Here is a 25,771-nt window from a genome sequence, read left to right as displayed (position 1 = left end):
ATGGACATGTCCCGGTTCCACGCCGCGTTTTTCGAGGAAAGCCGCGAAGGTCTCGACGCGATGGAGCGTGGCCTTTTGGCGATGGAATCCGGTGATGCCGAAGCGGACACCCTGCACGTGGTGTTCCGCGCCGCGCACTCGATCAAGGGCGGCGCGGCCACGTTCGGCTTTTCCACCATTGCCGAACTGACCCACCTGCTGGAAACGCTGCTGGACGAGGCGCGCAATGGCCGCCGCCAGCTCGACAGCATTGCCACCGGTGCCCTGCTGGTGTCGGTGGACGTGCTGCGCGGCCTGCTGGAAGCCGCCGAGCACGGCGGCGGTACCGACGATGAGGCCGTGGCGCACGCACGCCGCGCGCTGGAGCGCGTGCTGGCCAGTCCGGCCGACGGCGCGGCGGCACCCGCGAGCGCCGCCAAGCCCAGTGCCAACGCCGAGCCAGAGGCGTGGCACATCGTGTTCAAGCCATTCCCGTCGCTGTTCCTGAGCGGCAACGACCCGCTGCGCATGCTGCGCGAACTCGACCAGCTCGGCGCCATGACCAGCCGTTGCCTGGACGCGTCCCTGCCGGCCTTCGCGGCGCTCGATCCGCACCAGGCCTTCCTCGGCTGGGACATCACCCTGCCGGGCACGGTCAAGCGCGCCGCCATCGACGAAGTGTTTGCGTGGGTCGAGGACGAGTGCGAACTGGACATCCAGGCGGTGATGCCCGCCGCGGCCGCACCCGCCCCAGCGCCTGCCCTGCCGTCGCCTGCAACGACCGATGCGGCGCCCACCACCGACGGGATCGATCGCGCCGGTCGGCGCGCCACCGACGCCCCGCAGGAAAGCTCGATCCGCATCGCGGTGGCCAAGATCGACGCGCTCATCAACCTGGTGGGCGAACTGGTCATCACCCAGGCGATGCTGCAGCAGCGCGCCGCCGCCCTCGACCCGAACGAGCACGAGCCGCTGCTGGCAGGCCTGGTGCAACTGGAACGCAACACCCGCAACCTGCAGGAATCGGTGCTGGGCGTGCGCATGTTGCCGGTGGAATTCGCCTTCAGCCGCTTCCCGCGCATGGTCCGCGACATTGCCTCGCGCCTGGGCAAACGCGTGCAGCTGCGCACCCAGGGCGAAGCCACCGAACTGGACAAGGGCGTGATCGAGAAAATCGTCGACCCGCTGGTGCACCTGGTGCGCAATGCGATCGACCACGGCCTGGAAATGCCCGAGGAACGCCGTGCCGCCGGCAAGGACGAGACCGGCACGCTGGCGCTGACGGCCGCGCACCAGGGCGGCCACATCCTGATCGAGATCGTCGACGACGGCCGCGGCCTGGACCGCGACAAGATCCTCAAGAAGGCGCTCGAGCGCGGCCTGCCGGTGCCGGAGAATGCCACCGACACGCAGATCCACGAACTGATCTTCCACCCCGGCTTCTCCACCGCCGATGCGGTCTCCGACCTGTCGGGGCGTGGCGTGGGCATGGACGTGGTCAAGAGCAACATCACTTCGCTCGGCGGCACCGTCGAGATCCGCAGCGAACACGGCCGCGGCACCACCATCGCCATCCGCCTGCCGCTCACCCTGGCCATCCTCGATGGCATGTCGGTGTCGGCCGGCGGCGAGGTGTTCATCCTGCCGCTCAACGTGGTCGTCGAGTCGCTGCAGCCCGCCGCCGCCGACATCCGCACCATGGGCGGGCAGTCGCGCGTGATGCGCCTGCGCGACGACTACCTGCCGCTGCTCAACCTGGCCGAGCAGTACCAGCTTCCACGCCTCCCCACCATCGTCGGCGACGCCGACCCGATCGCGGTCGTGGTCGAAGCCAACGGCCAGCGCGTCGCGCTGGAGGTGGACGAACTGGTCGGCCAGCAACAGGTCGTGGTCAAGAACCTGGAAACCCACTACCACCGCATCCAGGGCGTGGCCGGCGCCACCATCCTGGGCGATGGCCGTGTCGCCCTGATCGTCGATCCGGTCGGACTGGCCCAGGCCGCGGCACTGCCCAGTGCCGCCTGAGTCGTCCACCGTACCCAAGGCCCCCTACGCATGACCCAAGCCACCGCCGACCTGACCGACGCCGACCACACCCAAGGCGAACCGCGCGAATTCCTGACGTTCACCCTTGGCAACGAGGAATACGGCATCGACATCCTCTGCGTGCAGGAGATCCGCGGCTACGACGGCGTCACCCGCCTGCCGGGCGCGCCCGCGCACATCAAGGGCGTGGTCAACATCCGCGGCACCATCGTGCCGGTGGTGGACCTGCGCATCCGCTTCCAGCTCGGCAACGCCACCTACGACGCGCTCACCGTGATGGTGGTGCTCAACGTCGGCGACCGCATCGTCGGCGTGGTGGTCGACAGCGTGTCCGACGTGGCCGCACTGGCCGAGGACCAGATCCGCCCCAACCCCGACCTGGAAGGCGCGGTCGACCCGCGCTTCGTCACCGGCATCGGTACGCTCGACGGCCGCATGCTGATCCTGCTCGACATCGAAGGCCTGATGGCCAGCGCTGAAATGGGCCTGGCCGGCAGCGAGGCCGCCTGAAGCCCCCGTGACCACGATTCCGCCCCCGCTCCCGCTGCCCGCCGCCGGTGATTACCTCGCCGTGACGCTCGGTGGCGAGGAGTACGCGATCGACATCCGCCCCGTCCGCGAGATCCGCGATTGCGAGGGCATCACCGACCAGCCGGATGCGACTGGACATGTCCTGGGCACCGTCACCCTGCGCGGCAGCGCGGTGCCGGTGCTGGACCTGCGCCAGCGCCTCCGGCCGGACCACCTGCATGCCGGCAGCCCGCCGGTGATGATCGTGCTCGACACGCCCGTCGCCACCGTCGGCCTGGTGGCCGACGCCGTGTCCGACATCATCCCCCTGGGCAGCCGTCAGATCCTGCCCGTTCCGGACATGGCCGCCATCGTCGATGCGCGGTATCTCGCCGCGATCGCCGTGCTCGACGAACGCATGCTGGTGCTGCTCCATGTGGACCAGTTGCTGGCCGACATCGCACCGGAAAACACCATCCCCCCCGCCCACCCCCAGGGTTGAAATGCGCAAGAACCTCCCGGTCACCGGTAAGGAATTCGACCTCGCCGACAGTGACCGCTTGACCTCACGTACCGATCTGCGAGGCGTCATCACGCGGGTCAACCAGGACTTCGTCCGCGTCAGCGGTTTCACCGAAGCCGAACTGATCGGCCAGCCACACAACCTCATCCGCCACCCGGACATGCCCGCGGCGGCCTTCGCCGACTTCTGGGCCACGCTCCAGGCCGGTCGGCCGTGGGTGGGGCTGGTCAAGAACCGGCGCAAGAACGGCGACCACTACTGGGTCGAAGCGCAGGCCACGCCGGTCTACGAGGACGGCAAGCTCGCCGGCTACATGTCGGTGCGCCGCAAGGCCAGCCGCGAGCGGATCGTCGCCGCCGAGCGCGACTACGCCACGCTGCGCACCGGCAACTCCGCGCTGCGCATCCGCCACGGCCATGTGGCCCTGCCCGACCGCCTGCGGCAACTGAATCCGCTGTGGCTGCTGTCGCTGCGCCAGCGCATGATGCTGTCCGGCCTGGGCGTCGCGGTGTTCGGCGGCGCCATGACCCTGCTGGCGTCGCGCGGCGCGGGTATCCCCTTGCTGCTGGGCATGAGTGCCATCGCCACCGCCATGACCGTCTACTCGATGTGGTGGTTGTCGCATGACGTGGTCGACCGCCTGGACGATGCCGTGGACGAGTTCCGCCACATCGCCGGCGGCGACTACGGCCGCGACATCCGCGTCGACCGCGACGACGAGGTCGGCCGCGTGCTGATGGCGCTCAAGTCGATGCAGATCCGCCAGGGCTTCCTGATCGAGGACCAGACGCGGCGCGCCAACGAGGCCATCCGCATCCGCCGTGCGCTCGACGCCGCCGACGCCAACGTCATGGTCGCCGACCACGACCACACCATCGTCTACGCCAACCCGTCCATGCTGGGCCTGTTGCGCACCGCCCAGTCCGACTTGCGCCAGCACCTGCCCGAGTTCGACGCCGACCACGTCATCGGCCGCAGCATCGACCTGTTCCACCGCGACCCCACGCACCAGCACACCCTGCTCGACACCCTGCAGGACACCCACCACGCCACCATCCGCGCCGGTGGCCGCACCCTCGACCTGCTGATCACCCCGGTGCGCAACGAACGCGACGAACGCATCGGCGTGGTGACCGAATGGCGCGACCGCACCGTCGAGTTGGCGCTGGAGCGCGAGGTCCAGGAGCTGGTCGACGCGGCCGCGCGCGGCGACCTGGGCCGGCGGCTCGCGTTGGACGACAAGCAGGGCTTCCTGCGCGTCCTCTCGCAAGGCATCCACCGCCTGCTCGAGGCCACCTCCGCCAGCCTGCTCGAAACCCGCACCGTGCTGTCCGCGCTTGCCGATGGCGACCTGCGGCCGCGCATCGCCTCGCACATGGAAGGCGTGTTTGGCGAGTTGAAGGACAGCACCAATGCCACCCTCGACCACCTCGACGGCATGGTGGCCACCATCCGCGACACCTCGACGGCCATCGACCACGCCGCGGCCGAGATCGCGGCGGGCAACGACGACCTGTCCCGCCGCACCGAACAGCAGGCGGCCTCGCTGGAGGAAACCGCCGCATCGATGCAGGAGTTGACCTCCACCGTCCGCCAGAATGCCCAGAGTGCGGGCGAGGCCAACCGCCTGGCCCACGAAGCAGCGGCCATCGCCGCCGACGGCGGCCAGGTCGTCGGCAACGTGGTGCAGTCGATGCAGGCCATCCGCGAGCGCTCCGACCGCATCGCCGACATCATCGGCGTGATCGACGGCATCGCATTCCAGACCAACATCCTGGCGCTGAATGCCGCGGTCGAAGCCGCCCGTGCCGGCGAGGAAGGCCGCGGCTTCGCGGTCGTGGCGGGCGAGGTGCGTGCCTTGGCCCAGCGCTCCGCCGCGGCGGCCCGCGAGATCAAGCAGCTCATCACCGATTCGGTGGCCGAAATCCGCGGTGGCGCCACGCTTGCGCAGCAGGCCGGCGCCACCATGGACCAGGTGGTGGGCAGCATCCGCCAGGTGTCCGAACTCGTGGCCGGGATCAATGCCGCCTCGCGCGAACAGAGCATGGGCATCGAACAGGTGAACCAGGCGGTCATGCAGATGGAGGAAACCACGCAGCAGAACGCCGCGCTGGTGGAGCAGGCCGCCGCCGCCGCCGCGAGCATGGCCGACCAGTCGGCACAGTTGCAGCGCACCGTCGCCGAGTTCCGCCTGGCCGGCACGGCGGCCTGACGGCCCCACGGCCGCGCGCGCGCAAAAAAGGGCACCGCTGGTAACCCGGCGGTGCCCTCGCAGTGCGCCAGCCCATCCAGGCCGGCACACCCTTCGGGGATCAGAGGCTGAAGTCGAGGCGGATCTTGCCGCGCTGCTCGGCACCGGACGCGACGAACTCCCACTGCTTCACCGCACGCACGGCGGACGACTCGAAGGTGCGGGCAGGCTTGGCGTTGAGCACCGAGACCTTGCTGACCTTGCCGTCGCCACCCACGGTGAACTCGAGTTCGACAAAACCGGTGGTGCCGGCACGCACAGCCTCGGCCGGGTACTGCGGCTCGACGCGCTTGGTCGGCTTCGGCTGGGCCTGCGCAGGCAGGACGAATGCCAAAGCGAGGATCGCGGCGGCAAACGGGAGGGGGCGGGACATGGAGGACTCCTGGGAACAATTCGGGTGACTGCATCGCAGGTATCGGCCCTGCCGGCGGGACCTTTAGCGCCGCTAAAGTTCGCCCCCGCGCTGCCGATGACTTCGGATGAGCCCCCCGTCCCGGGCGCTGCCCAAGCACTTCCGAGGCTGTTCATGTCCTTCCGTCCTACTACGCTCCTGGACCGCGCCCTCGCACCGTCGGTCCATTTCATGTCCCGCTTCAGGTTCGCGCAGAAGGCGATGGTCATCGGCACCTCGTTCCTGCTGACCTGCCTGGTGCTCGGCGGCATCCTCATGACGCGCTCGCTGCAGGAGCTGTCATCGGCCAGGCAGCAGCGCACGGCGGTGGAAGCCCTGCACCACCTGCACGTCGCGATGGGGGCCATGCAGCAGCACCGGCAGTTGCTGGTGCGGCGCGCGGCCAAGGACGCCGTGACCACGGGCGCAATGACCTCCAGTGCAGAGAGGGCCAAGGGCGCGCTTGATGGCTATGAAGCATGGCAATCGGCCAACCTGTCCGAAGCGCCGCTGGCCAAGTCCCTGAAGGACGTGCGCACCGCCTGGGCCAAGGCCGCCGGACAGGACGAAGCCAGCACGTCGATGGACCTGCACAACGCCGCCATCGCCGCGCTCCGCCACCAGATGAGCCTGGTGGCCGAGCACACCAGCCTGTCGCACGCCACCAGCGCGCCGATGCTGTACATGGGCCGCGCCTCCAGCGAGTGGCTGCCGACCCTGTCCGAATACACCAGCCAGCAGGCCACCGTCGGCTTGCGGGTGCTGGGCGAAGGCGCCATCTGGGTGGAGGACCGCACCGGCTTCGCCGTGTCGCAGACCATGCAGTCGTTCCTGCGCGGCCGCATCGAACAGGACGTCCGCAACGCGCAGAAGGAGATGCCGAGCCTCGACGCCGATATCGGCAAGCCCCTCAAGCTCGCGCTGGCCGCGATCGACAAGCAGAACAAGGCGATCCAGACCCACGTCCTCGACGCCGAGACCCCGGTGTTGCCGGTGAAGACGATGGCCCTGCGCGACGACGCCACCCGTGTCGCCATCACCACGGCCCTGGACGGCGCCAACCAGGCTCTGCAGCAGGCCGCCGACAGCCAGATCGCCAGCCTGCAGCGCCGCACCGCGCTCACCGCACTGACCTGCATTCTGGTGCTGCTGCTCTCGGCCTACCTGTTCGCCGGCTTCTCGCGCAGCACCCGCACCGCACTGACCAGGATCGACGAAGCGTCCAAGTTGCTGGCCATCGGCCAGTTCCCCGCCAGCATCACGGTGGAGACGCGCGACGAACTGCGCGACATCGCCGACGGCATGGCCAGTGCGATACGAACCCTGCGTGAATTCGCCGACGCCCAGCAGGAACTGTTCCGCTCCCACCAGGCCGGCGACATCGACGCGCGCCTGGATACGGGCCTCTACCCCGGTTCGTTCGGCGTCATGGCCGACGAGATCAACACGCTGGTCGGCTCGCACATCGAGCTCAATTCGCGCGTCATCGACATCGTCTCGCACTATGGCCGGGGCGACCTGTCGCTCGACATCGAGCGCCTGCCCGGCAAGAAGGCCCGCGTCACCGAGGCGGTCGATGCGGTCAAGGCCGGCCTGGTGCAGGTCAACCAGGAAATCTCGCGCCTGGTGAACGCCGCCGTCGCCGGTGACTTCCACCAGCGCGGCAACGCCGAAGGTTTCCAGTTCGCGTACCGCGACATGGTCGAAGGCCTGAACACGTTGATGGCCACCGCCGACCGTGGCATCCAGGAAGTCGGCGACCTGCTCGCCGCCGTCGCCGACGGCGACCTCGACCGCCGTGCCGACGCCGAGCTGCCGGGCCAGTTCGGCCAGCTGGCGGCCGATGCCAACGCCACCGTCGACAAGCTCGCCGCGATCGTCGGCAACATCCGCAGCGGCAGCGACGCCATCAGCGCCGCCGCCGGCGAGATCGCCAGCGGCAACAACGACCTGTCCGGCCGCACCGAACAACAGGCCGCCGCACTGGAGGAAACCGCGTCCTCGATGGAGGAACTCACTTCCACCGTGCGCCAGAACGCCGACAACGCGCGCCAGGCCAACCAGCTGGCGGTGGGCGCCGCGGACGTCGCGTCCAAGGGCGGCGAGGTGGTTGGCAAAGTGGTCGACACCATGGCCGAGATCAACCGTTCCTCGCACCGCATCGTCGACATCATCGGCGTCATCGATGGCATCGCGTTCCAGACCAACATCCTGGCGCTCAACGCCGCTGTCGAAGCGGCCCGCGCCGGCGAACAGGGCCGCGGCTTCGCCGTCGTCGCCGCCGAGGTGCGCTCGCTGGCGCAGCGCTCGGCCGGTGCCGCCAAGGAAATCAAGCAGCTGATCAGCGACTCGGTCGACAAGGTCGAGGAGGGCTCGGTGCTGGTCGACCAGGCCGGCAAGACCATGAACGAGATCGTCACCAGCGTGAAGCGCGTGACCGACATCATCGCCGACATCAGCGCCGCCTCGCAGGAACAGACCGCTGGCATCGAACAGGTCAACCAGGCCATCACCCAGATGGAAGAAAGCACGCAGCAGAACGCCGCACTGGTCGAAGAGGCGTCCGCGTCCGCCGCGAGCATGGAACAGCAGGCCGCCAGCCTGGTGCACACGGTCGCGGCCTTCCGCCTCACGGCCGTCGACGCGGGCGAGCCGGGGCCGGTCGAAAGCGCTGCCGCCACGCGTCGCGCGCATGCGCACACCCACGCACGCGTGCGCGAGCCTGCCGCACCCAAGCACGCACCGCGCGCACCGAAGCTGGTGACCCAGCGCGTCGCCAAACCGGCCGCGAGCGACCAGCACTGGCAGGAGTTCTGAGGGACACACCCTCGGAGCAATGATGGCCGCTGGTCCCCGCGCCCTGCACCGTGAAACCCGCCAGGCACCCACGACGGGCCCCGGCGGGGGATCGGCCCACGCCCCCAGCGGCGACCGCGAGTTTGCCTTCACCGAACGCGACTTCCAGCGCGCGTGCCGCCTGATCCACGAACATGCGGGCATCAGCCTCGGCACGCACAAGCGCGACATGGTGTACAGCCGCCTCGCGCGGCGCATCCGCAGCACAGGCACGGCGTCGTTCGCCGACTACCTCGACCACGTCGAGCGCGGTGACCACGACGACGTGCAGGCCTTCGTCAATGCGCTGACCACCAACCTCACGTCGTTCTTCCGCGAAAGCCACCACTTCGACATGCTCGGCGAGCAGCTGCGCGCCGCGCCGCGACGCACGCACGAACTGTGGTGCTGCGCGGCATCCACCGGCGAGGAGCCCTACTCCATCGCCATCACCGCCTGCGAAGCGTTTGGCACGCTGGCGCCACCGGTGCGCATCCTGGCGACGGACATCGACACCAACGTGCTGAACACCGCCGCCCGCGGCGTGTACCCCATCGAACGCGCGGAGGCGGTACCCCCGGCACTTCGCCATCGCTATTTCCAGCGGGGCACCGGCCCCAATGCCGGGCTCTGCCGCGTGCTGCCCGCACTCCAGGCATTGATCGAATTTCGTCCGCTCAACCTGCTGGCGCCGCACTACGGCCTCGCGGGCGGATTCTCGGCCGTGTTCTGCCGGAACGTGATGATCTATTTCGACAAACCCACCCAATTGCAGGTCCTCTCGCGGATCGTGCCGCTGCTCGAGTCCGATGGCGTGCTGTACGCCGGACACTCCGAAAGCTTCACCCACGCCGCCGACCTGGTGCGCCCGGCCGGCCGCACCAGCTACCGCGCCGCCAAACCGAAGCGCGCGGAGCGCACCGCATGAGCGTCGCCGAACGCCTCGAGAGCGAGGCCGGAACCTACTTCGACAGCGCCCTGAAGACCGCGGCCTACAAACTGCTGCCCGCCGAGTACCGGGTCAGCAACCTCCCCGAACCGCTGGTCACCCTGCTCGGCTCCTGCGTGGCCGCCTGCCTGTACGACCCCGCCCTCCAGACCGGCGGCATGAACCACTTCATGCTGCCGGCCGGCGGCGCCGGCGACGGCAACAGCGCGCGCTACGGCGTGCATGCAATGGAACTGCTGGTCAACGGCCTGCTCAAGCGCGGTGCGAAGCGCAACCGGCTGCAGGCCAAGGTGTTTGGCGGTGGCAACGTGCTCAACGGGTTCTACAGCGACCCCATCGGCACGCGCAACGCACGTTTCATCCTCGAGTATCTCGAAGCCGAACGGATCCCGCTGCTGGCCCAGGACCTGGGCGACGTGCATCCGCGCAAGGTGGCGTTCTACCCGCAGACCGGACGCGCCCTCGTGCGCCGCCTGCCGTCCACGCGCGATGGCGAGATCACCAGCGCCGAACGCGACTATTACGGCCGCCTGGCGCGACGCCCATTGTCCGGTGGCGTGGAGTTGTTCTGAGATGTCCCGCCCCATCCGCGTCCTGGTGATAGACGACTCTGCACTCATCCGCGCCCTGATGAGCGAGATCCTCGGTGCCGATCCCCGCATCGAGGTCGTCGGCACCGCCGCCGATCCGTTCATCGCCCGCGAAAAGATCAAGCAACTCTCGCCCGACGTGCTCACGCTGGACGTGGAGATGCCGCGCATGGACGGCCTCACGTTCCTGCGCAACCTGATGCGCCTGCGCCCGATGCCGGTGGTGATGGTGTCCTCGCTCACCGAGCAGGGCGCCGCGGTCACCCTGGATGCCCTTGCAGCCGGCGCCGTGGACTTCGTCACCAAGCCGAAGATCGACGTGGCCCGCACGATGGCCGGTTACGCCGAGTTGCTCGTCGAAAAGGTGAAGAATGCCGCGCGCGCGCGCGTCCACGTCATCGACGATCGCGCGTCACCCGCCCCGGTCGGCGCCATCGGCTACCGCACCACCGACCGCCTGTTCGCCATCGGCGCGTCCACCGGCGGCACCGAGGCCATTCGCACCGTGCTCGAAACCATGCCGGCTGACGCGCCGGCCACCGTGATCGTGCAGCACATCCCCGCCGCGTTCAGTGGACCCTTCGCCCAGCGCCTGGACCGGCACAGCCGCATGACCGTGGTCGAAGTAGCCCGGGGCCAGCCGCTGCTCACCGGCCACGCCTACGTGGCGCCAGGCGGCCGTCACCTGCGCGTGGTGCGCAACGGCGCGCGGTGGTGGTGCCAGTTGGACGACGATGCGCCCGTGCGCCGCCACCGTCCCAGCGTCGACGTGCTGTTCGAGTCCATTGCCGAGCACGTGGGCAGCAACGCCAGCGCGGCGCTGCTCACCGGCATGGGCGACGACGGTGCTCGTGGCCTGCTGGCACTGCGCAATGCCGGCGCCGCCACCTTCGCGCAGGACCACGACAGCAGCGTGGTATGGGGCATGCCGGGCTCGGCGGTAGCGCTCGGTGCCGCCACCGAAGTCGTGCCGCTGCACATGGTCACCGCGCGCCTGCTCTCATCCACCCTCCAGAGTGCGGCCTGATTCGGCCTCGCACGCTCAAGCCACGCCTCACGCCGCCGATACCGCGGTTGAAGTCCCGACGAGAACTGCAATGGCTCCCCGCATCCTGATCCGCCTGGCTCCGCCTTTGGTACTTACTCTGTTGCTCCTGCTCGCCGAGGCCCTGGGTTGGCCGGGTGCGGTGCGCTGGGGCACCCTCGTGGCGATGACAGCGGCATGGCTGTTCGCCTTCTGGGCCGCCACGCGCCCCGATGCCGTGCAATCGGCCGCACTGCGCGAACAGTCCCGCCTGCTCGACGAGTTGCGTACCTTCGTTGGCAGCGAGATCCAGGGCTCCCGTACCGAGATCGAACGAACCCGCGACCTGATCCGCGATTCGGTCGCCCGCCTGGGCACCAGCTTCGACGCGGTCAACCGCCAGTCGCGCCAGCAGAACGACTCGATCAAGCGCATTCTCGATCGCACCGACGGCGACCAGGGCGGCCTTGACGTGCATCGCTTCGCGCTGCAGGCCAGCCAGAAGATGGAACAACTGGTGGAGGCGCTGGAAGCCGTCAGCGGCCAGAGCAGCAACACCGTCACCCACATCGACGCGATGGCCGAGCATCTGGACGGCATCTTCGCCCTGCTCGAGGACGTCAAGTCGATCGCCGACCAGACCAACCTGCTGGCGCTCAACGCCGCGATCGAAGCGGCGCGTGCCGGCGAGGCGGGACGCGGCTTCGCGGTCGTGGCCGACGAGGTGCGCAACCTGTCCGAACGCTCCACCGCCTTCAACGAGCAGATCCGCAAACTCGCGCACAGCTCCAAGGACGCCATCGCCAAGGTGCGCGACACCGTGTCCCACATGGCGTCGCGCGACCTGGACCGCTCCCGCGGTGCCCGCGCCGAAGCCGCGCAGATGCTCGAGCACGTGGAGGGCATCAACCGCAACCTCGGCAACGGCATGCGCGAGATCGCCGACTGCGGTCGCGCCATCGACACCTCCGTCGCCGAGGCCGTGCGCTCGCTGCAGTTCGAGGACATCGCCACCCAGGCGCTGGGCGCGGCCCAGCTTCACCTGGACCGCATGCTGGAGATCAACCGCGAGGCCACCTCGCTGCAGGAACTGCTGCACCGCAGCGGTGGCAATCCGCAGGACGACGACGTCAAGCGCGCACTCAAGAAGATCGGCGACCGCGTCGCCCAGATGCGCGGCGAATGGGAACGGCCGCCGCACAAGCCCGTCTCGCAGCAATCCATGGACGTGGGCAGCGTGGAACTGTTCTGACGCCCAGCCCGTTTCGGGCGTACCCTGCCGACCACCGAGCCCCCTGTTCCCACAGGGGGCTTGGCGTTTTACAAGCACGCATCATTCCGATTGGAGCCGTGGCGGATGCCGCGACCAGCGGTCTGTCACGACAGGCCGTATCGGCTGATCTCAGCGGCCGCGACCGACAGCGTCACGCTGCGCTCCACCGCCCCAAGTTTCACGGCCTCGCGCGGCATTCCGTACACCACGCAACTGGCCTCGTCCTGGGCGAAGGTTCTTCCACCGGCGTCGCGAAGTTCCTTCAAGCCGCGTGCACCGTCGTCCCCCATTCCGGTCATGATCACGCCCATGGCGTTGCGCCCAACGCTACGGGCCACCGAGCGGAACAGCACATCCACCGACGGGCAATGCCGATTGACCCGCGGCCCGGCCACCACTTCAACCTGCAGTTTCCCGCCGCTGCGCCTGAGCATCATGTGCCGGCCGCCAGGCGCGACCAATGCCTGCCCCGGCACCACCGGATCGCCGTCGCGCGCCTCGCACACCGTGATCGCACAACGGGTATCCAGCCGCGCGGCAAACGCCGCGGTGAACTTTTCCGGCATGTGCTGCACGATCACGATGCCAGGACACGATGGCGTCAACCGGGTCAGCACTGCCTCCAGCGCCTGCGTGCCTCCGGTGGAGGCGCCCAGCGCCACCACTTTTTCGGTGCTTTGCGCCGTCGAGGATGCACCCTTGTCGACGAGTGCACGCACATCGCCCCCTCGTCCACCCGCCGAAAACGGCAGCATCCGCGATACGTTGGCGCGGGCCGCCCCACGTACCGCCTCGGTGATCTCCGAGGCCGCCGACTCCAGGAACTGTCGCAGTTCCACTGTCGGCTTCGCGATCACGCTGACAGCGCCCGCTGCCAATGCCTGCATCGTGGTCTCCGCGCCCCTCGCGGTCAGTGAGGAGCAGATGATCACCGGCGTCGGGCGCTCTGCCATCAGCTTGCGCAGGAAGGTCAGGCCGTCCATGCGCGGCATTTCGATATCCAGCAGGATGACGTCAGGCCATTGCCGCGCCATCTTCTCCATCGCGAACAGTGGATCGGACGCAGTGCCGATCACGTCGATGTCGGCCTGCTGTGCCAATACCATGGACAGGACCTGCCGCACGGTCGCCGAATCGTCCACGACCAGCACCTGGATCCGGCTCATGCCGCGCCTCTGACCTGCACCATCGCCGGAGGCGGCAGCGGCGTATGTTTCAACCACGCATCTCCGCTCGCCACGTCAAACAGCACCTGGCGATGCCCGTATCCGCCCAGGTGCTCGGCCTTGACCTGGAATCCATGGCTGGACATCAACTTGCGCGCCATGTCCACGTTCCGTTCCTGTACGCCAACGTTGCCGTTGCCGCCATGGAACATCCGTCCACCGCCAAAAAGCTTTGCCTCGAACTCGCTGGCCCGACAACCACTCGCCTGGACTTCCCGCAGCAACAGCCGCACCGCATCAGTGGCGTAGCGCGGGTCGGGAGCGGCCAGCTGTCGACCGACGTGCTCGGGCAACATGAAGTGGCACATGCCACCGATACGCCGCTGCGGATGCCACAGCGTGATCGCAACGCAGGAGCCAAGGATCGTGCGTACCTGCACCGCGCCTCCGCCGAACCAGACCTGGGCGGGCTGCAGGTGCACCTCGCGCGACGCCGGGGAGTCTTTCATGGCTTCCGATAGACCGACGGAACCACGTTGACGAGCCCGCGGGAGGTGCTGCCGAAACTTTCCGAATGGCCCACCAGCAGCCACCCTCCCGGGCGAAGGCGTTCCAGTACGTGCCCGATCACCCGCTGCTTCACGTCGGGCTGGAAATAGATCAGCACATTGCGCAACAGGACGACATCGAACAGACCGATGTCCGGAAGCGACGCATTCAGGTTGATCTGCGAAAAACGGACCTTCTGCCGCAGCTCCGGCGCAATGACGAACGAACCCTCCTGACGGCCGATACCGCGCAGGCAATAGGCGCGCAGATAGCCGTCTGGCAGCTCCCGGGCCTGGCTCATGTCGTACTGTCCGCGCCGCGCCTGTTCCAGTACGCGTGAGCTGATGTCCGAACCAAAAACCTCCCAGTCGTTATGCGCGACATGGCGCGCGAGCAGCATCGCCAGGCTGTAGGCCTCCTGTCCCGTCGATGCCGCGGCACTCCATATGCGCAGCGGACGCGCCTTCGACAGACTCGGCAGGATCCGCTCCCGGAGCAGATCGAAATGCGGCTGTTCCCGGAAGAAATGCGTCTCGTTGGTGGTCAACAAGTCGACCGCGACCTGCATCTCCTCCGGCGATCGCGCAACGGCCTGGTGATAGGCCTCGTAGCTGTCCAGCTGCAGGTGCTTCAGGCGCTTCGCCAACCGGCCCGCAACCATCGCCTTCTTGCCCGACGCCAAACTGATGCCGGCTGACTGCAGGAGCATGTCCTGGAACAGCCGGAAGGCGGAGTCGCTGAGCGGCACCGCCTCGGCAACGCCCTGGCGAAACGACGCGTGGCCGTTCATCAGGCCCTCGCCACCGCAACCGCCAACGCCGGGACGACCACGTTCATGCCGAAACGGTCACAGGGCCCAGGCATTCGCAATCACTCCGATCCCGCCTCGCCAAGCTGCGAAAGCTCGTCGACCGACAGTATCCGGTCGGCGTCGAGTATGACCACGAACTTTCCGTCCAGCTTGCCCATTCCCGAGATGAACTCGGTCCGGATACGCGGTCCAAACGCCGGTGGCGGCTCGACATCGGCATCCGCAATGTCGACCACTTCATTGACCGCATCGACCACCAGTCCAATCACTTGCGGCGGCGTTCCGTCCGGATCGTGCGCATCCAAGGCAACCTCGAGAATGACGATGCACGAGCGTCGCGTGACCTCGCTCCGGCTCCAGCCAAACCGACTGCCCAGGTCAACAACGGGAACCACCGCGCCGCGCAGGTTGATGACCCCTCGGATGCACTGGGGCATCATGGGCACCGCGGTGAGGGTTCCGAACTCGATGATTTCCTTGATGTTGTGGATCGGGATGGCGAAAGCCTCGCCACACAGCATGAAAGTCAGGTATTGCTGGGCGCCGCGCCCAGCCCCGGGCGGTGCGACGGCGACTTTGACCAGTGCGTTCATCACTACCCCGCGCGCTCAGAAGCGGACGAATTCGGACTCGGCCTCGGCCATTGCCGGCACCATTGCCGGACGTATTCCGCTCTTGGAACGCTTGACCGGTTGCGCTGCCTCGACGACGCGCGCAGTCTGTTGATCCAGTCGGAAGAAGCCCATCAGCACCTGCAACTGCTCGGCCTGGCTGCTCATCTCCTCCGAAGTAGCGGCCAACTCCTCGGCGGCGGACGCATTCTGCTGGGTCGCGAGGCTCAACTGACTCATCGCAGCGTTGATCTGGCGCCCCCCGCTGGACTGCTCTTCCGAGGCGGCGGCGATCTCCTGCACCAAGTCAGACGTCTTGCGTATGGAGGGGACCATGGTATCCAGAAGCTGTCCGGCCCGCTCGGCCAGCTGCACGGAGCTTCCTGCCAGCTCACCGATTTCCTGTGCGGCGACCTGGCTGCGCTCGGCCAACTTGCGTACCTCGGCCGCAACGACTGCGAAGCCCTTGCCGTGCTCGCCCGCACGGGCCGCTTCGATCGCGGCGTTCAACGCAAGCAGGTTGGTCTGGTAGGCAATGTCATCAATGATGCCGATCTTGCCGGCGATGCTCTTCATCGCGGAGACCGTCTGCTTCACCGCGTCGCCGCCATCCACCGCCTCCTTCGCCGCCACGCCCGCAATCCCGTCGGTAGCCTTCGCGTTCTCGGTGTTCTGGGCAATCGATGCGCTCATCTGCTCAACCGACGCCGAGGTTTCCTCCACGCTGGCGGCCTGCTCGCTGGCACCTTGCGACAGGCTCTGCGCGGTCGCCGAGACCTGCTCTGAAGCGCTCGACAGATTCTCCGAAGCGGCACGCACCTCGCCGATGACCTGCGCCACCTTTTCCATCATCGCCTTCATCGCCGCCAGCAGCCGCCCCGTTTCATCGTGGCGGTCGACGACGATCCGCGCGGTCAGGTCCCCGTTGGCCAGCTGGGTAGCGACCTCGACCGCCCTCGCAACGGGCTTGGTGACGCTGCGGGCGACCACGTAACCGATGGCGGCTGCCAGCAGTACGGAAACGGATGCGATCACCAGCAGGATCCAACGCGCAAACCGATAGTCCTCGGTCGCCGCGGTGCCCGTTTCCACCATCAACTTGCCCTGGAACGCGGTCATCGCGGAGGCCGCCGCAACATAGCTCTTCTGCAAAGGCTCCACTTCGGTCAGATAGCGCTCCCGTGCCGCGTCGAACCGGCCGTCGCCGACCTCCGCAAGGAAGCGATTCTGCGCCTCGACGTAGGCCGCCCGCGATGACTTGATCGTGTTGAGCAGCTCCCGGCCCTGCGGCAGGGTGATGGTTTCGTCCAGCACGGCCAGACGATCGCCGATGGTCTTGCGCGTGCTCTCGATCAGTGCCCGCTGTCTCGCCACGCCTTCCGCATCGCGCACCACAAGGCTGGTGGCCATGGCTTGGGCGATGACGTTGACGCCGTCGATGATGTCGTTCGTCTGCACGGTCTTCGGGTAGCGATCGGAGACCAGCAACGCGACATCGTCATTGAGCGTCGCAAGCCGGTCTATGGTATGGACAAGGCGACGATGGCCATCATCAACGCGAGGATCAACGAGAAACCAAGACCGAGCCGCGTTCCGATTTTCATGTTGGCAAACATGTGCGTTCCTTTATAGCGCCTGGTTGGGCTGCATGGGTTTGGGCGGAATTGCGTCACGTCCACCGTGGGTGATGCTCGCCAGCAGTGAGGGAATGTCGAGTACGAGTGCAATCTCCCCCGACCCGAGAATGGTGGTGCCGGAAATACCGACCAGTCGGGAGAACAGGCGGCCCAGCGGCTTGATCACCGCCTGCAGCTCCCCCTCCAGCTGGTCCACCACCAGCCCGAGCTTGAATCCGAGGTTGGCCACCACGACCACGCTCTGCCGCCGCCCCAGGCCGCTTTCCAGGCCAAAGTGCTCGCGCAGGCGCAGCAGCGGCAACACTTCTCCGCGCAGGTTCAGGTAACCACGACCGTCGTCTTGCGCCTCCAGCTCGACGCATTCGATGACCGTATCGAGCGGCGTGACGTAGTGGCTGCCAGCCACGCCCATCAGAAAGCCGTCAATGATCGCCAGCGTCAGCGGCAGGCGGACCCGGAACGTGGTTCCCTGGCCACGCACCGAGTCAATTTCGATGTTGCCGCGCATCGCCTCGATGCTTTCCTTCACCACGTCCATTCCGACGCCGCGGCCGGACAGGTTGCTCACCTGCTTGGCGGTGGAGAACCCGGGGAGGAAGATCAGCTTCCAGACGTCCGCATCCGCGGGCTGGGCCCCATCGGCCAGCATGCCGCGTTGACGCGCCTTGGCGAGGATGCCCTCCCGGTCAAGGCCGCCGCCATCATCACTGACCTCGATGATCACGCTGCCCGCTTCGTGCCGGGCTGCAAGCCGGATCACCCCGCGCACCGGCTTGCCGGCGGCCTCGCGCCGTTCGGCCGATTCGATTCCGTGGTCTATCGCGTTGCGGACGAGGTGGGTAAGAGGGTCGGCGATATTCTCGACCAGGTTCTTGTCCAGTTCGGTGTCCGCACCCTCGATCTCCAGTTCGATGTCCTTCCCCAACTGGGCACTCAGGTCCCGCACCACCCGGCGGAACCGGCTGAAGGTTTCACCAATTTCCACCATGCGCAGGCGCATTGCGTCGTCGCGAATGTCCTCGACCAGGCGGGCCATGCCGGCCACGGCCTCAAGCAGGCCGTTTTCGCCGGACTGCGCCGCCATCTGGCCAATTCCCGCACTGGCAATCACCAGCGCGCCCACGCGATCGATCAGCCCATCGAGCTTGCCCGACTGGACCCGGATCAGGCGCGCCGCGTCGTTGTGCCGAAGCCGTGTTTCACGCTGCTTCAGCAAGGCCGCCCGCACCACTTCGGCCGGAGCGGCATGCTGCTGCACCACCAACTCGCCGATCGGCTGCGTGATCCCGGCGCTGCGGCGCTGGTCCGCCTGGATGGCGAGGATCTCCTCCAGCTCGCCCTGCGTGATCGCGCCGCAGGCCAACAGCATCTCGCCGATTCGCGCATCATCCTCGGGAAGTTCATCGATCAGGCGCATGTAGTCGGCGACCCGGCTGCCTGGCGGCAGGATCTGCAGCAGGCAGTCGTCGCGTACAAACTCGAACACGTCCTCGATGCTGGCCTTGGATGCGGCACTGCGGAGCCGTATTTCCAGGCCCAGGTAGCAGGATTCCGGATCCATGTCCGGCGTCACCGGAAGCGCGTCGGCGACGGTGATGACATGAACCAGCTCGCCCATTCGCGCCAGGCAGCGAAGCAGCGGTGTCGGGCTCATGCCCTTGCGGAACAGGTCCGTCCCGAAACGGACCGAGATGTGCCAGGCGTCATCGTCCGAAACGGTGCTGGCATCTTCGCCGGGGGCCGCCCCCCCCTTGTTGGGCGGCGACCGTTCGTCCTCGTCGAGCAACGCCGACAGGCATCGCACCAGATGCTGGTTTTCCTCCTGGACGTCGGCATCGGGGGTTGTTTCCGCCACCGCCGCGTCGAGCAGGCGCTCCACGTGGTCGCGACAGTTCAGCAGCAACCCGACACCTTCCATGTCCAAGGCCAATCGGCCGTCGCGAGCACGATCCAGGACGCCTTCGACGTGGTGGGTGAACGTCACCACGTGGTCCAGCGCAAACAGCCCGGCCGATCCCTTGATGGTGTGCGCGGCACGAAACACCTCGTTGATCGCATCGAAATCGGCAGGCGCCGACCTCAACCGCAACAGACCGTCCTCCATCTGCTCCAGCAAACCGTGGCATTCGGCAAAGAAGGTCTTCAGCACGTCTGCGATGCTGTCCACTCGGCCACTCATCCTTCGTTGCTCCTGGCAGGCACGACCATCGGGTCGCCGAACACCGCCGCCAGGTTGAACAGTTCGAACTGCTCAATGACCGCGGGGCTGTGGTCCACCAGCCTGAGGCCGTGCCGGCGCTGCGATGCCATGCGTTTGCAAAGGATCAGCAACTGCATGCCGGCCGCATCCAGGCGGCGTATGCCGGACAGGTCGAACTCAAGCTCGGGATGGCACTCGATCGCATCCAGCAACGCCGCCTTCGCCGACGCCACGCAGCTGATGTCCAGATCCCCGGAAAGCCGCGCACGCGCACCGTCGGCCAATACCCCGATCTCGACCTTCACGCGGCACCCCGCGGGAGCGCCTTGATCCATGTGTTCCCGCCCGTCACCCATCGTGCTTCGCCGCCCTTGCGAAAAGGCATTCGGCCCGGCGCGCAGGGTGCCAACCGGGCGACGATGAGTCCTGTCATGGCGTGTCCGCAGCGGCATTCGAGCGCACGACGCTACCGGTACAATGCCAATTCCTGCATAGGCGCCGACTTAATTCGGTGTAGGCGCAGGATTAATTCAAGCCAGCCCCGCAGAGGGCGACGCCTCCCACCCAGTGCTCCGGATAGCCGTCAGCCGGGGCGTCGCGAACGCCAGGCGGCCAATAGCACCGCGGTGGCGGCCGCCACATTCAGGCTTTCCACCGCACCGGTGCCCGGGATGGACAGTTGCAGGTCGCATGCACGCGCCAACTCGCGGTCCATGCCCTCGCCCTCGGCGCCCATCACGTACACCAACCGCGTCGGCAGATCGGCGGCGAACACGTCGCGCCCCCCCGCCACCACCGTCGCCGCCAGGGCAAAACCGGCGCCACGCAACTGCGCCAGCGCATTGTCGGTACGCCCCAGGCGCACCATCGGCACATGCTCGGCACCGCCCTCGGCCACGCGCGCGGCCGCCCCGGACAGGGCCAGGCTGGAATGCTTGGGCAACAACACCGCGGCCACGCCAAAGTGCGCGGCCGACCGCAGGATCGCACCGAGGTTGTGCGGATTGCCCACGCCGTCCAGCCAGATCGCCAGTTGCGGACCGGCCGGCAAGTCACGCAGCCAGGTGGACAGCGACTCGGGCTCGGCGCGCAACACGTCGGCGACCACGCCTTCGTGGTGGGCGCTGCCCGACAGTTTCTCCAGGTCGGCCTCCTCCACCACGCGGTAACCAACGCGGTGCGCCACGCACCACGCCAGCAGCGGCTGGAGCGCGGGGATGCGCGACTGGACCAGGTACAGCTTGCGAATGGCTTCGGGCCGCTTGGCGAACGCCGCATGCACGGCATTGAGCCCATACAGGCGCAACTCGCGCGGTCCGCGCGGAGCCGGGGACTCGGTGCCTTCCAGCTCAGGGGATGCCGCCATCGGCGGCCGAGCACGAGGCGCCCGTTCGCGATCCTGCTCACGGCCGGGAGCGCGGTCCAGCGCACCACCGCGGGCGGCACGCTCGCCCCATGGTCGCTCGGCTGGCCGAGCCGGCCGCTCCCGCTCCTGCTCCCGCTCGATCTGCGGGCGCGGCGGCCGGTCCGTCGTCTGCGGCCGCTCGGGGCGCGGCTCGCGCCACGGGCCCGCACCTCCCTCCCGCCGCGGCGGCTGGCCGCGGTTCTGACCCGGTCGGGGAGGACGTCGTTCGCTCATCGTAGGAACCTGTTACGGATTGCCGCCGCCCTGGCGACGCCAGAACTCGGCATTGCGGATGCCCAGCGCATCGGGATCGAACACCGGATCCTTGCCCGCCTTCTTCTGCGCCTCGTAGTCGCGCAGCGCCAGCATCGCCGGCTTGTGCAGGATCAGGATGGCGATGATGTTCAGCCATGCCATCAGGCCCACGCCGATGTCACCCAGCGCCCAGGCCTGGCCGGCGTTGTGGAACGCGCCAAAGACCACCATGGCCATGATGCCCAGGCGCAGCAGCAGGATCGCCAGAGGGTGCGTGCGGTTGGTGCCGGCCACGTAGGTCAGGTTGGTCTCGGCCATGTAGTAGTAGGCCATGATCGTGGTGAAGGCGAAGAAGAACAGCGCCACTGCCACGAACCCCGCGCCCCAACCCGGCAGGATCGATTCCACCGCCGCCTGGGCGTAGCCCGGACCGGCTTCAATGCCGGGCAGCGCGTTGTGCAGCATCGTCACGCCGTCGGGCGCATGCACGTTGTACATGCCCGAAGCCAGCACCAGGAACGCGGTGGAAGTGCACACCAGCATGGTGTCGATGTAGATGGCGAAGGCCTGCACGTAACCCTGCTTGGCCGGGTGCGAGACCTCGGCGGCAGCGGCGGCATGCGGGCCGGTGCCCTGGCCGGCCTCGTTGGCGTACACGCCGCGCTTGACGCCCCACTCCACCGCCAGGCCGATCATCGCCCCGAACGCGGCATTGGCACCGAACGCGCTGCTGAAGATCAGGCCGAACATCGCCGGCACCTGTTCGGCGTTGAGCACCATCACGGTGAGTGCCATCAGGATGAAGCCGCCGGCCATGAACGGCACCACGATCTCGGCGAAGTTGGCGATGCGCTTGACGCCGCCGAAGATGATCACGGCAAGCAGCAATGACACGCCCAGGCCGATACCCAGCTTGAGCGTCTCGCGCGCCGACAGGCCCATCCACTCGCCGTCCATCGGGCCGCACAGCGCCGTGCCCTGGCAGGCGTTGGCCACGCTGTCGGCGATCGCATTGGCCTGCACGCCGGGCATCAGGAAGCCGGCGGCGACAATGGTGGCGAACGCGAACAGCAGCGCGTACCACTTCAGGCCCATCGCCTTCTCGATGTAGTACGCCGGGCCGCCGCGATAGCGGCCTTCCGCGTCCTTGACCTTGTAGATCTGCGCCAGGGTGCACTCCACGTACGAGGTGGACGCGCCCAGGAAGCCCATCACCCACATCCAGAACACCGCGCCAGGGCCGCCGAAGGCGATGGCGGTGGCCACGCCGGCGATGTTGCCGATGCCGATGCGGCCTGCCATCGACATGGCCAGCGCCTGGAACGAGGAAACGCCGGCCGCGGAGCTCTGCCCGCTGACCGTGAGCCGTGCCATCTCCACGAAGCCGCGCACCTGCATGAAACGCGTGCGGATGGTGAAGAAGATGCCGGCGCCCAGGCACATGGCGATCAGCGCCTTGCTCCAGATGATGCCGTTGATTGCAGAAAGCAGTGATTCCACCAGTGTCTCCCCGGATGTGGAACGCGCGCCCCCGGACGCACGCCTGAGGCGCCCACGATAACCGCATCGGGGCGCTCGCGACACGGCCAGGCACCCGGTGGGACGCAATCGGCGTCCGGCCGGCGCCCTTCTGCTCCCTTATGCGTGCCCGCCCGCCTGCGGCGTGGTGGCTTCCTGATGCTCCAACTCGCGGGTTACCGCCTCCGGCGAGCGGGTATAGCGCGCCAGCAGCACGTAGAACACCGGCACCACCACCAGCGACAGCAGGGTCGAGAACGACACGCCGAAGATCACCACCACGCCGATGGTGGCGCGGCTGGCCGACCCCGGGCCGCCGCCCAGCACCAGCGGCAGCGCGCCGGCCACGGTGGCGATGGAGGTCATCAGGATCGGCCGCAGGCGCACCGCCGAGGCTTCGACGATGGCGTCGTGGATTTTCCGGCCTTCGTCGCGCAGCTGGTTGGCGAACTCCACGATCAGGATGCCGTTCTTGGCCGCCAGGCCCACCAGCATCACGATGCCGATCTGGCTGAACAGGTTCAGCGTGCCACCGGTCAACCACAGTCCCAGCAGCGCGCCCAGCACGCCCAGCGGCACGGTCAGCATGATCACCAGCGGATGGATGAAGCTCTCGAACTGCGCCGCCAGCACCAGGAACACGATCAGCAGCGCCAGCGTGAAGGTCATCAGCACCGCGCCACCGGCCTGCTGGTACTCGCGCGACTCGCCCTTCCAGTCGATCTGCGCATGCTCGGGCAACTCCTCCCGGACCACGCCCTGCAGCCACTCGATGGCATCGCCCATGCGGTAACCGGGCGCGAGGCCCGCACTGATGGTGATCGCACGCAGGCGGTTGAAGCGGTTCAGGCTGCCCGGCTCGGCCAGCTCGCGCAGCGTCACCAGGTTGGACAGCGGCACCAGGCTGCCGTCGCGCGCGCGCACCTGGATCGCGGCCAGGTCGGCCGGCGAAGCACGCCCTTCCTTGCCCGCCTGTACCACCACGTCGTACTCCTCGCCGTCCTGCACGAAGGTGGTGACGCGGCGGCTGCCCATCATCGACTCCAGCGCGCTGCCGATGGCGGTGACGCTGACGCCCAGGTCGGCCGCGCGCTGGCGGTTGATGTCCACGCGCATCTGCGGGCGCGTTTCCTTGTAGTCGGAGTCGACCGAGAACAGTCCGGGGTTCTGCTCCATGCGCGCCAGCAAGCGATCCCGCCACTGCGCCAGTTCGGCATAATCCGGGCCGCCGAGCACGATCTGCAGCGGCTGGCCGCGGCTGCGCACCAGGCCGGTGCGCACCGACGGGTTGGCGCGCACGCCCGGCAGCTTGCCCAGTTCGCTGCGCAGGCTGTCGACCACGTCGTTGGTGGTCACGTCGCGCTTGTCCCAGTCCTGCAGGAACACGATCACCTGGCCGGTGTGCATCTCCTCGCTGGCGCCAAAGCCACCGGGCACACGGGTGTTGGCGCGCTGGATCGGCTGGCCGTCGCCAATGTGCTTGGCCAGCACCTGCTCCACCTGCTGGATCTGGCCGACGGTGTAGTCAAAGCCCGCACCTTCCGGTCCCTGCACCGAGACGAAGAACGAACCGCGGTCTTCCGGCGGAGCCAGCTCCGAGGGCACCAGCTTGAACAGCACCGCACTGGCCACCAGCGCCGCCACCATCAGCGCGCCGAAGAACCACGGGCGCTCGACGCTGCGGTCGAGGAACCGGCGATAGCGCACGACCAGCCCGTCCAGACCCGCATTGACCCAGCGGTTGAGCGCCAGCGACTTCTCCTCCTTGTGCGGGCGCACCAGTTTGGATGACATCATCGGCGTCAGCGTCAGCGCCACGAACGCGGAGATGGCCACTGCGCCGGCCAACGCCACCGACAGCTCGCGGAACAGGCGACCGGTGTTGCCTTCCATGAAGCCCACCGGCAGGAATACCGCCACCAGCACCGCCGTGGTCGCGATGACCGCGAAGGCCACCTGCCGGGTGCCGCGCGCGGACGCCACCAGCTTCGGCTCGCCCAGGTCGGCACGGCGCTGGATGTTCTCCAGCACCACGATCGCATCGTCCACCACCAGGCCGATGCACAGCACCAGCGCCAGCAGGGTCAACAGGTTGATCGAGAAGCCGAACAGGTACAGCGGAATGAACGCCGCCACCAGACACACCGGCACGGTCACCGCCGGGATCAGCGCCGCGCGCACGCTGCCCAGGAACAGCCAGATCACGATCAGCACCAGCGCGATGGCCTCGAACAGCGTGCTGTACACGCGATCCACCGAGGCCTCGATGAACACCGTGCTGTCGAACGCGACGAAGATCTTCGTGCCTTGCGGCAGGCTCGGCTGGATGCGCTCGGCCTCGGCGCGTACCGCCTTGGCCACGTCCAGCGAGTTGGCGGTGGAGGTCTTGATGATGCCCAGGCCGATGTTGGGCGCGCCGTTGCTGCGGTAGTAGGCGCGGCGCTCGGCCGCGGCCAGTTCGACCTTGGCCACGTCGCCCAGGCGCACCACATAGCCGTCATTGCCCTTGCGTAGCGGCATCTGCGCGAACTCTTCCGCGCGCTGGTAGCCGCGCGCCACGCGCAGGGTGAAGTCGCGGTCGGCCGATTCGATGCGGCCGGCGGGCAGCTCCACGTTCTCTGCGCGCAGCGCGCTTTCCACGTCGCCCACGGTGATTCCGCGCGCGGCCAGCGCGTCGCGGTCCAGCCACACGCGCATCGCATAGCGCTGGCCGCCGCCCAGGCGCACCTGGGCCACGCCGTCGATGCTGGACAGGCGGTCCACCACGTAGCGCTCGGCGTAATCGCTGAGCTCCATGGTGTCCATCTTCTCCGAGCTCATGTTGAGCCAGAGGATGGTCTCGGCGTCGCTCTCGACCTTCTCGATCTCCGGCGCGTCGGCCTCGTCGGGCAGGCGGTCGACCACGCGGCTGACCGCATCGCGCACGTCGTTGGCCGCCGCTTCGATATCGCGCTCCAGGCTGAACTCGATGGTGATGCCCGAGCGACCGTTGACGCTGCGCGACTCGATGGTCTCGATGCCTTCGGTGCCGGCCAGCGCGTCCTCCAGCACCTGGGTGATGCGGGTCTCCACCACCGCGGCGGAGGCGCCGGGGTAGCTGACCGTCACCGAGACGATGGGCGGGTCGATGGCCGGAAGTTCGCGCAGGGTCAGGCGCGAGTACGCCATGATGCCCAGCACGATCAGCAGCAGGCTCATCACCGTCGCGAAGACGGGGCGGCGGATCGAGATGTCGGAGAGCAGCATGG

General features: G+C 67.9%; 19 protein-coding genes and 2 pseudogenes. 9 read left to right on the top strand and 12 right to left on the bottom strand.

Annotated elements, in window-relative coordinates; translation table 11 throughout:
• The 4 genes from IP93_RS12930 to IP93_RS12915 are packed head-to-tail and all read left to right on the top strand — an operon-like array spanning window position 1 to window position 5,270.
• Window positions 1–2,004: a chemotaxis protein CheA gene (locus IP93_RS12930; protein ID WP_144816351.1), complete on the top strand. Its 2,004-nt coding sequence runs from the start codon at window positions 1–3 to the stop codon at window positions 2,002–2,004.
• Between the two features lie 30 nt (window positions 2,005–2,034).
• Window positions 2,035–2,535, top strand: coding sequence for a chemotaxis protein CheW (locus IP93_RS12925; RefSeq protein WP_144816349.1), 501 nt, complete (start codon window positions 2,035–2,037; stop codon window positions 2,533–2,535).
• A gap of 7 nt (window positions 2,536–2,542) precedes the next feature.
• Window positions 2,543–3,037 (top strand): chemotaxis protein CheW, encoded by a 495-nt coding sequence (locus IP93_RS12920; protein ID WP_158636343.1) that lies wholly within the window; start codon window positions 2,543–2,545, stop codon window positions 3,035–3,037.
• A 1-nt stretch (window position 3,038) separates the two neighbouring features.
• On the top strand, window positions 3,039–5,270 hold the full coding sequence (locus tag IP93_RS12915) for a methyl-accepting chemotaxis protein (RefSeq protein WP_158636342.1): 2,232 nt from the start codon (window positions 3,039–3,041) through the stop codon (window positions 5,268–5,270).
• A 100-nt stretch (window positions 5,271–5,370) separates the two neighbouring features.
• Here IP93_RS12915 and IP93_RS12910 read toward each other — a convergent pair whose 3' ends face one another.
• On the bottom strand, window positions 5,371–5,682 hold the full coding sequence (locus IP93_RS12910; RefSeq protein WP_144816343.1) for an energy transducer TonB: 312 nt from the start codon (window positions 5,680–5,682) through the stop codon (window positions 5,371–5,373).
• A gap of 210 nt (window positions 5,683–5,892) precedes the next feature.
• Here IP93_RS12910 and IP93_RS15985 point away from each other — a divergent pair, with 210 nt between their 5' ends.
• The 5 genes from IP93_RS15985 (at window position 5,893) to IP93_RS12885 (ending at window position 12,350) form a co-directional block, all read left to right on the top strand.
• Window positions 5,893–8,517 (top strand): methyl-accepting chemotaxis protein, encoded by a 2,625-nt coding sequence (locus IP93_RS15985; RefSeq protein WP_277874041.1) that lies wholly within the window; start codon window positions 5,893–5,895, stop codon window positions 8,515–8,517.
• Window positions 8,518–8,539: 22 nt separating this feature from the next.
• Window positions 8,540–9,463: a CheR family methyltransferase gene (locus tag IP93_RS12900; protein WP_144816341.1), complete on the top strand. Its 924-nt coding sequence runs from the start codon at window positions 8,540–8,542 to the stop codon at window positions 9,461–9,463.
• Complete coding sequence (cheD, locus tag IP93_RS12895; RefSeq protein ID WP_144816339.1) at window positions 9,460–10,056, top strand: chemoreceptor glutamine deamidase CheD; 597 nt, start codon at window positions 9,460–9,462, stop codon at window positions 10,054–10,056. The genes IP93_RS12900 and cheD overlap by 4 nt, the downstream gene beginning before the upstream one ends.
• A 1-nt stretch (window position 10,057) precedes the next feature.
• A complete protein-coding gene (locus IP93_RS12890; protein ID WP_144816338.1) occupies window positions 10,058–11,101 on the top strand; it encodes a protein-glutamate methylesterase/protein-glutamine glutaminase in 1,044 nt (347 codons plus the stop codon).
• A gap of 70 nt (window positions 11,102–11,171) precedes the next feature.
• Complete coding sequence (locus tag IP93_RS12885; protein WP_144816336.1) at window positions 11,172–12,350, top strand: methyl-accepting chemotaxis protein; 1,179 nt, start codon at window positions 11,172–11,174, stop codon at window positions 12,348–12,350.
• 125 nt (window positions 12,351–12,475) lie between these two features.
• Here the strand turns inward: IP93_RS12885 and IP93_RS12880 are convergent, their stop codons facing one another.
• The 11 genes and pseudogenes from IP93_RS12880 to IP93_RS12835 all read right to left on the bottom strand — a co-directional run bounded on the left by IP93_RS12880 (window position 12,476) and on the right by IP93_RS12835 (window position 25,769).
• Entirely contained in the window at window positions 12,476–13,537 is a 1,062-nt protein-coding gene (locus IP93_RS12880; RefSeq protein ID WP_144816334.1) for a protein-glutamate methylesterase/protein-glutamine glutaminase, read from the bottom strand.
• The gene (locus IP93_RS12875; RefSeq protein ID WP_199747227.1) at window positions 13,534–14,019 is read right to left on the bottom strand and encodes a chemotaxis protein CheD; all 486 of its coding nucleotides are present in this window, start codon (window positions 14,017–14,019) and stop codon (window positions 13,534–13,536) included. The genes IP93_RS12880 and IP93_RS12875 overlap by 4 nt, the downstream gene beginning before the upstream one ends.
• Window positions 14,020–14,042: 23 nt before the next feature.
• Window positions 14,043–14,876 (bottom strand): CheR family methyltransferase, encoded by an 834-nt coding sequence (locus IP93_RS12870; RefSeq protein WP_144816331.1) that lies wholly within the window; start codon window positions 14,874–14,876, stop codon window positions 14,043–14,045.
• Window positions 14,877–14,956: 80 nt separating this feature from the next.
• Window positions 14,957–15,490, bottom strand: a complete 534-nt coding sequence (locus IP93_RS12865) for a chemotaxis protein CheW (RefSeq protein ID WP_144816329.1) — start codon at window positions 15,488–15,490, stop codon at window positions 14,957–14,959.
• 15 nt (window positions 15,491–15,505) lie between these two features.
• Window positions 15,506–16,528 (bottom strand): annotated as a pseudogene (locus IP93_RS12860) (methyl-accepting chemotaxis protein); the annotation flags it as partial.
• Window positions 16,529–16,663: 135 nt separating this feature from the next.
• A pseudogene (locus IP93_RS16095) lies at window positions 16,664–16,966 on the bottom strand (MCP four helix bundle domain-containing protein); the annotation flags it as partial.
• Window positions 16,967–17,134: 168 nt separating this feature from the next.
• A complete protein-coding gene (locus IP93_RS12855; protein ID WP_144816327.1) occupies window positions 17,135–19,324 on the bottom strand; it encodes a chemotaxis protein CheA in 2,190 nt (729 codons plus the stop codon).
• Window positions 19,321–19,650 (bottom strand): STAS domain-containing protein, encoded by a 330-nt coding sequence (locus IP93_RS12850; protein ID WP_199747225.1) that lies wholly within the window; start codon window positions 19,648–19,650, stop codon window positions 19,321–19,323. The genes IP93_RS12855 and IP93_RS12850 overlap by 4 nt, the downstream gene beginning before the upstream one ends.
• Before the next feature lie 278 nt (window positions 19,651–19,928).
• A complete protein-coding gene (locus tag IP93_RS12845; protein ID WP_144816323.1) occupies window positions 19,929–20,711 on the bottom strand; it encodes a TrmH family RNA methyltransferase in 783 nt (260 codons plus the stop codon).
• A 285-nt stretch (window positions 20,712–20,996) separates the two neighbouring features.
• Entirely contained in the window at window positions 20,997–22,505 is a 1,509-nt protein-coding gene (locus IP93_RS12840; protein ID WP_144816322.1) for an alanine/glycine:cation symporter family protein, read from the bottom strand.
• A 138-nt stretch (window positions 22,506–22,643) separates the two neighbouring features.
• Window positions 22,644–25,769: an efflux RND transporter permease subunit gene (locus tag IP93_RS12835; protein WP_144816320.1), complete on the bottom strand. Its 3,126-nt coding sequence runs from the start codon at window positions 25,767–25,769 to the stop codon at window positions 22,644–22,646.
• Window positions 25,770–25,771 lie beyond the last annotated feature (2 nt).

It is taken from the genome of Aerolutibacter ruishenii (genome assembly GCF_007830115.1).
Classification (GTDB): Bacteria; Pseudomonadota; Gammaproteobacteria; order Xanthomonadales; family Xanthomonadaceae; genus Aerolutibacter; species Aerolutibacter ruishenii.
The sequence above is the reverse complement of the archived record's forward strand: the minus strand, read 5'-3'. Positions and strand labels throughout refer to the sequence as shown.

Excerpts from the sequence above, each read along its gene's own strand:
- IP93_RS12870 (WP_144816331.1), bottom strand. The coding sequence starts at position 14,876 with ATGAACGGCCACGCGTCGTTTCGCCAGGGCGTTGCCGAGGCGGTGCCG.
- IP93_RS12835 (WP_144816320.1), bottom strand. The coding sequence starts at position 25,769 with ATGCTGCTCTCCGACATCTCGATCCGCCGCCCCGTCTTCGCGACGGTG.
- IP93_RS12845 (WP_144816323.1), bottom strand. The coding sequence starts at position 20,711 with ATGGCGGCATCCCCTGAGCTGGAAGGCACCGAGTCCCCGGCTCCGCGC.
- IP93_RS12885 (WP_144816336.1), top strand. The coding sequence starts at position 11,172 with ATGGCTCCCCGCATCCTGATCCGCCTGGCTCCGCCTTTGGTACTTACT.
- IP93_RS15985 (WP_277874041.1), top strand. The coding sequence starts at position 5,893 with ATGTCCCGCTTCAGGTTCGCGCAGAAGGCGATGGTCATCGGCACCTCG.
- IP93_RS12915 (WP_158636342.1), top strand. The coding sequence starts at position 3,039 with ATGCGCAAGAACCTCCCGGTCACCGGTAAGGAATTCGACCTCGCCGAC.
- IP93_RS12900 (WP_144816341.1), top strand. The coding sequence starts at position 8,540 with ATGGCCGCTGGTCCCCGCGCCCTGCACCGTGAAACCCGCCAGGCACCC.
- IP93_RS12910 (WP_144816343.1), bottom strand. The coding sequence starts at position 5,682 with ATGTCCCGCCCCCTCCCGTTTGCCGCCGCGATCCTCGCTTTGGCATTC.
- IP93_RS12865 (WP_144816329.1), bottom strand. The coding sequence starts at position 15,490 with ATGAACGCACTGGTCAAAGTCGCCGTCGCACCGCCCGGGGCTGGGCGC.
- IP93_RS12925 (WP_144816349.1), top strand. The coding sequence starts at position 2,035 with ATGACCCAAGCCACCGCCGACCTGACCGACGCCGACCACACCCAAGGC.
- IP93_RS12880 (WP_144816334.1), bottom strand. The coding sequence starts at position 13,537 with ATGAGCCGGATCCAGGTGCTGGTCGTGGACGATTCGGCGACCGTGCGG.
- IP93_RS12855 (WP_144816327.1), bottom strand. The coding sequence starts at position 19,324 with ATGAGTGGCCGAGTGGACAGCATCGCAGACGTGCTGAAGACCTTCTTT.
- IP93_RS12890 (WP_144816338.1), top strand. The coding sequence starts at position 10,058 with ATGTCCCGCCCCATCCGCGTCCTGGTGATAGACGACTCTGCACTCATC.
- IP93_RS12930 (WP_144816351.1), top strand. The coding sequence starts at position 1 with ATGGACATGTCCCGGTTCCACGCCGCGTTTTTCGAGGAAAGCCGCGAA.
- cheD (WP_144816339.1), top strand. The coding sequence starts at position 9,460 with ATGAGCGTCGCCGAACGCCTCGAGAGCGAGGCCGGAACCTACTTCGAC.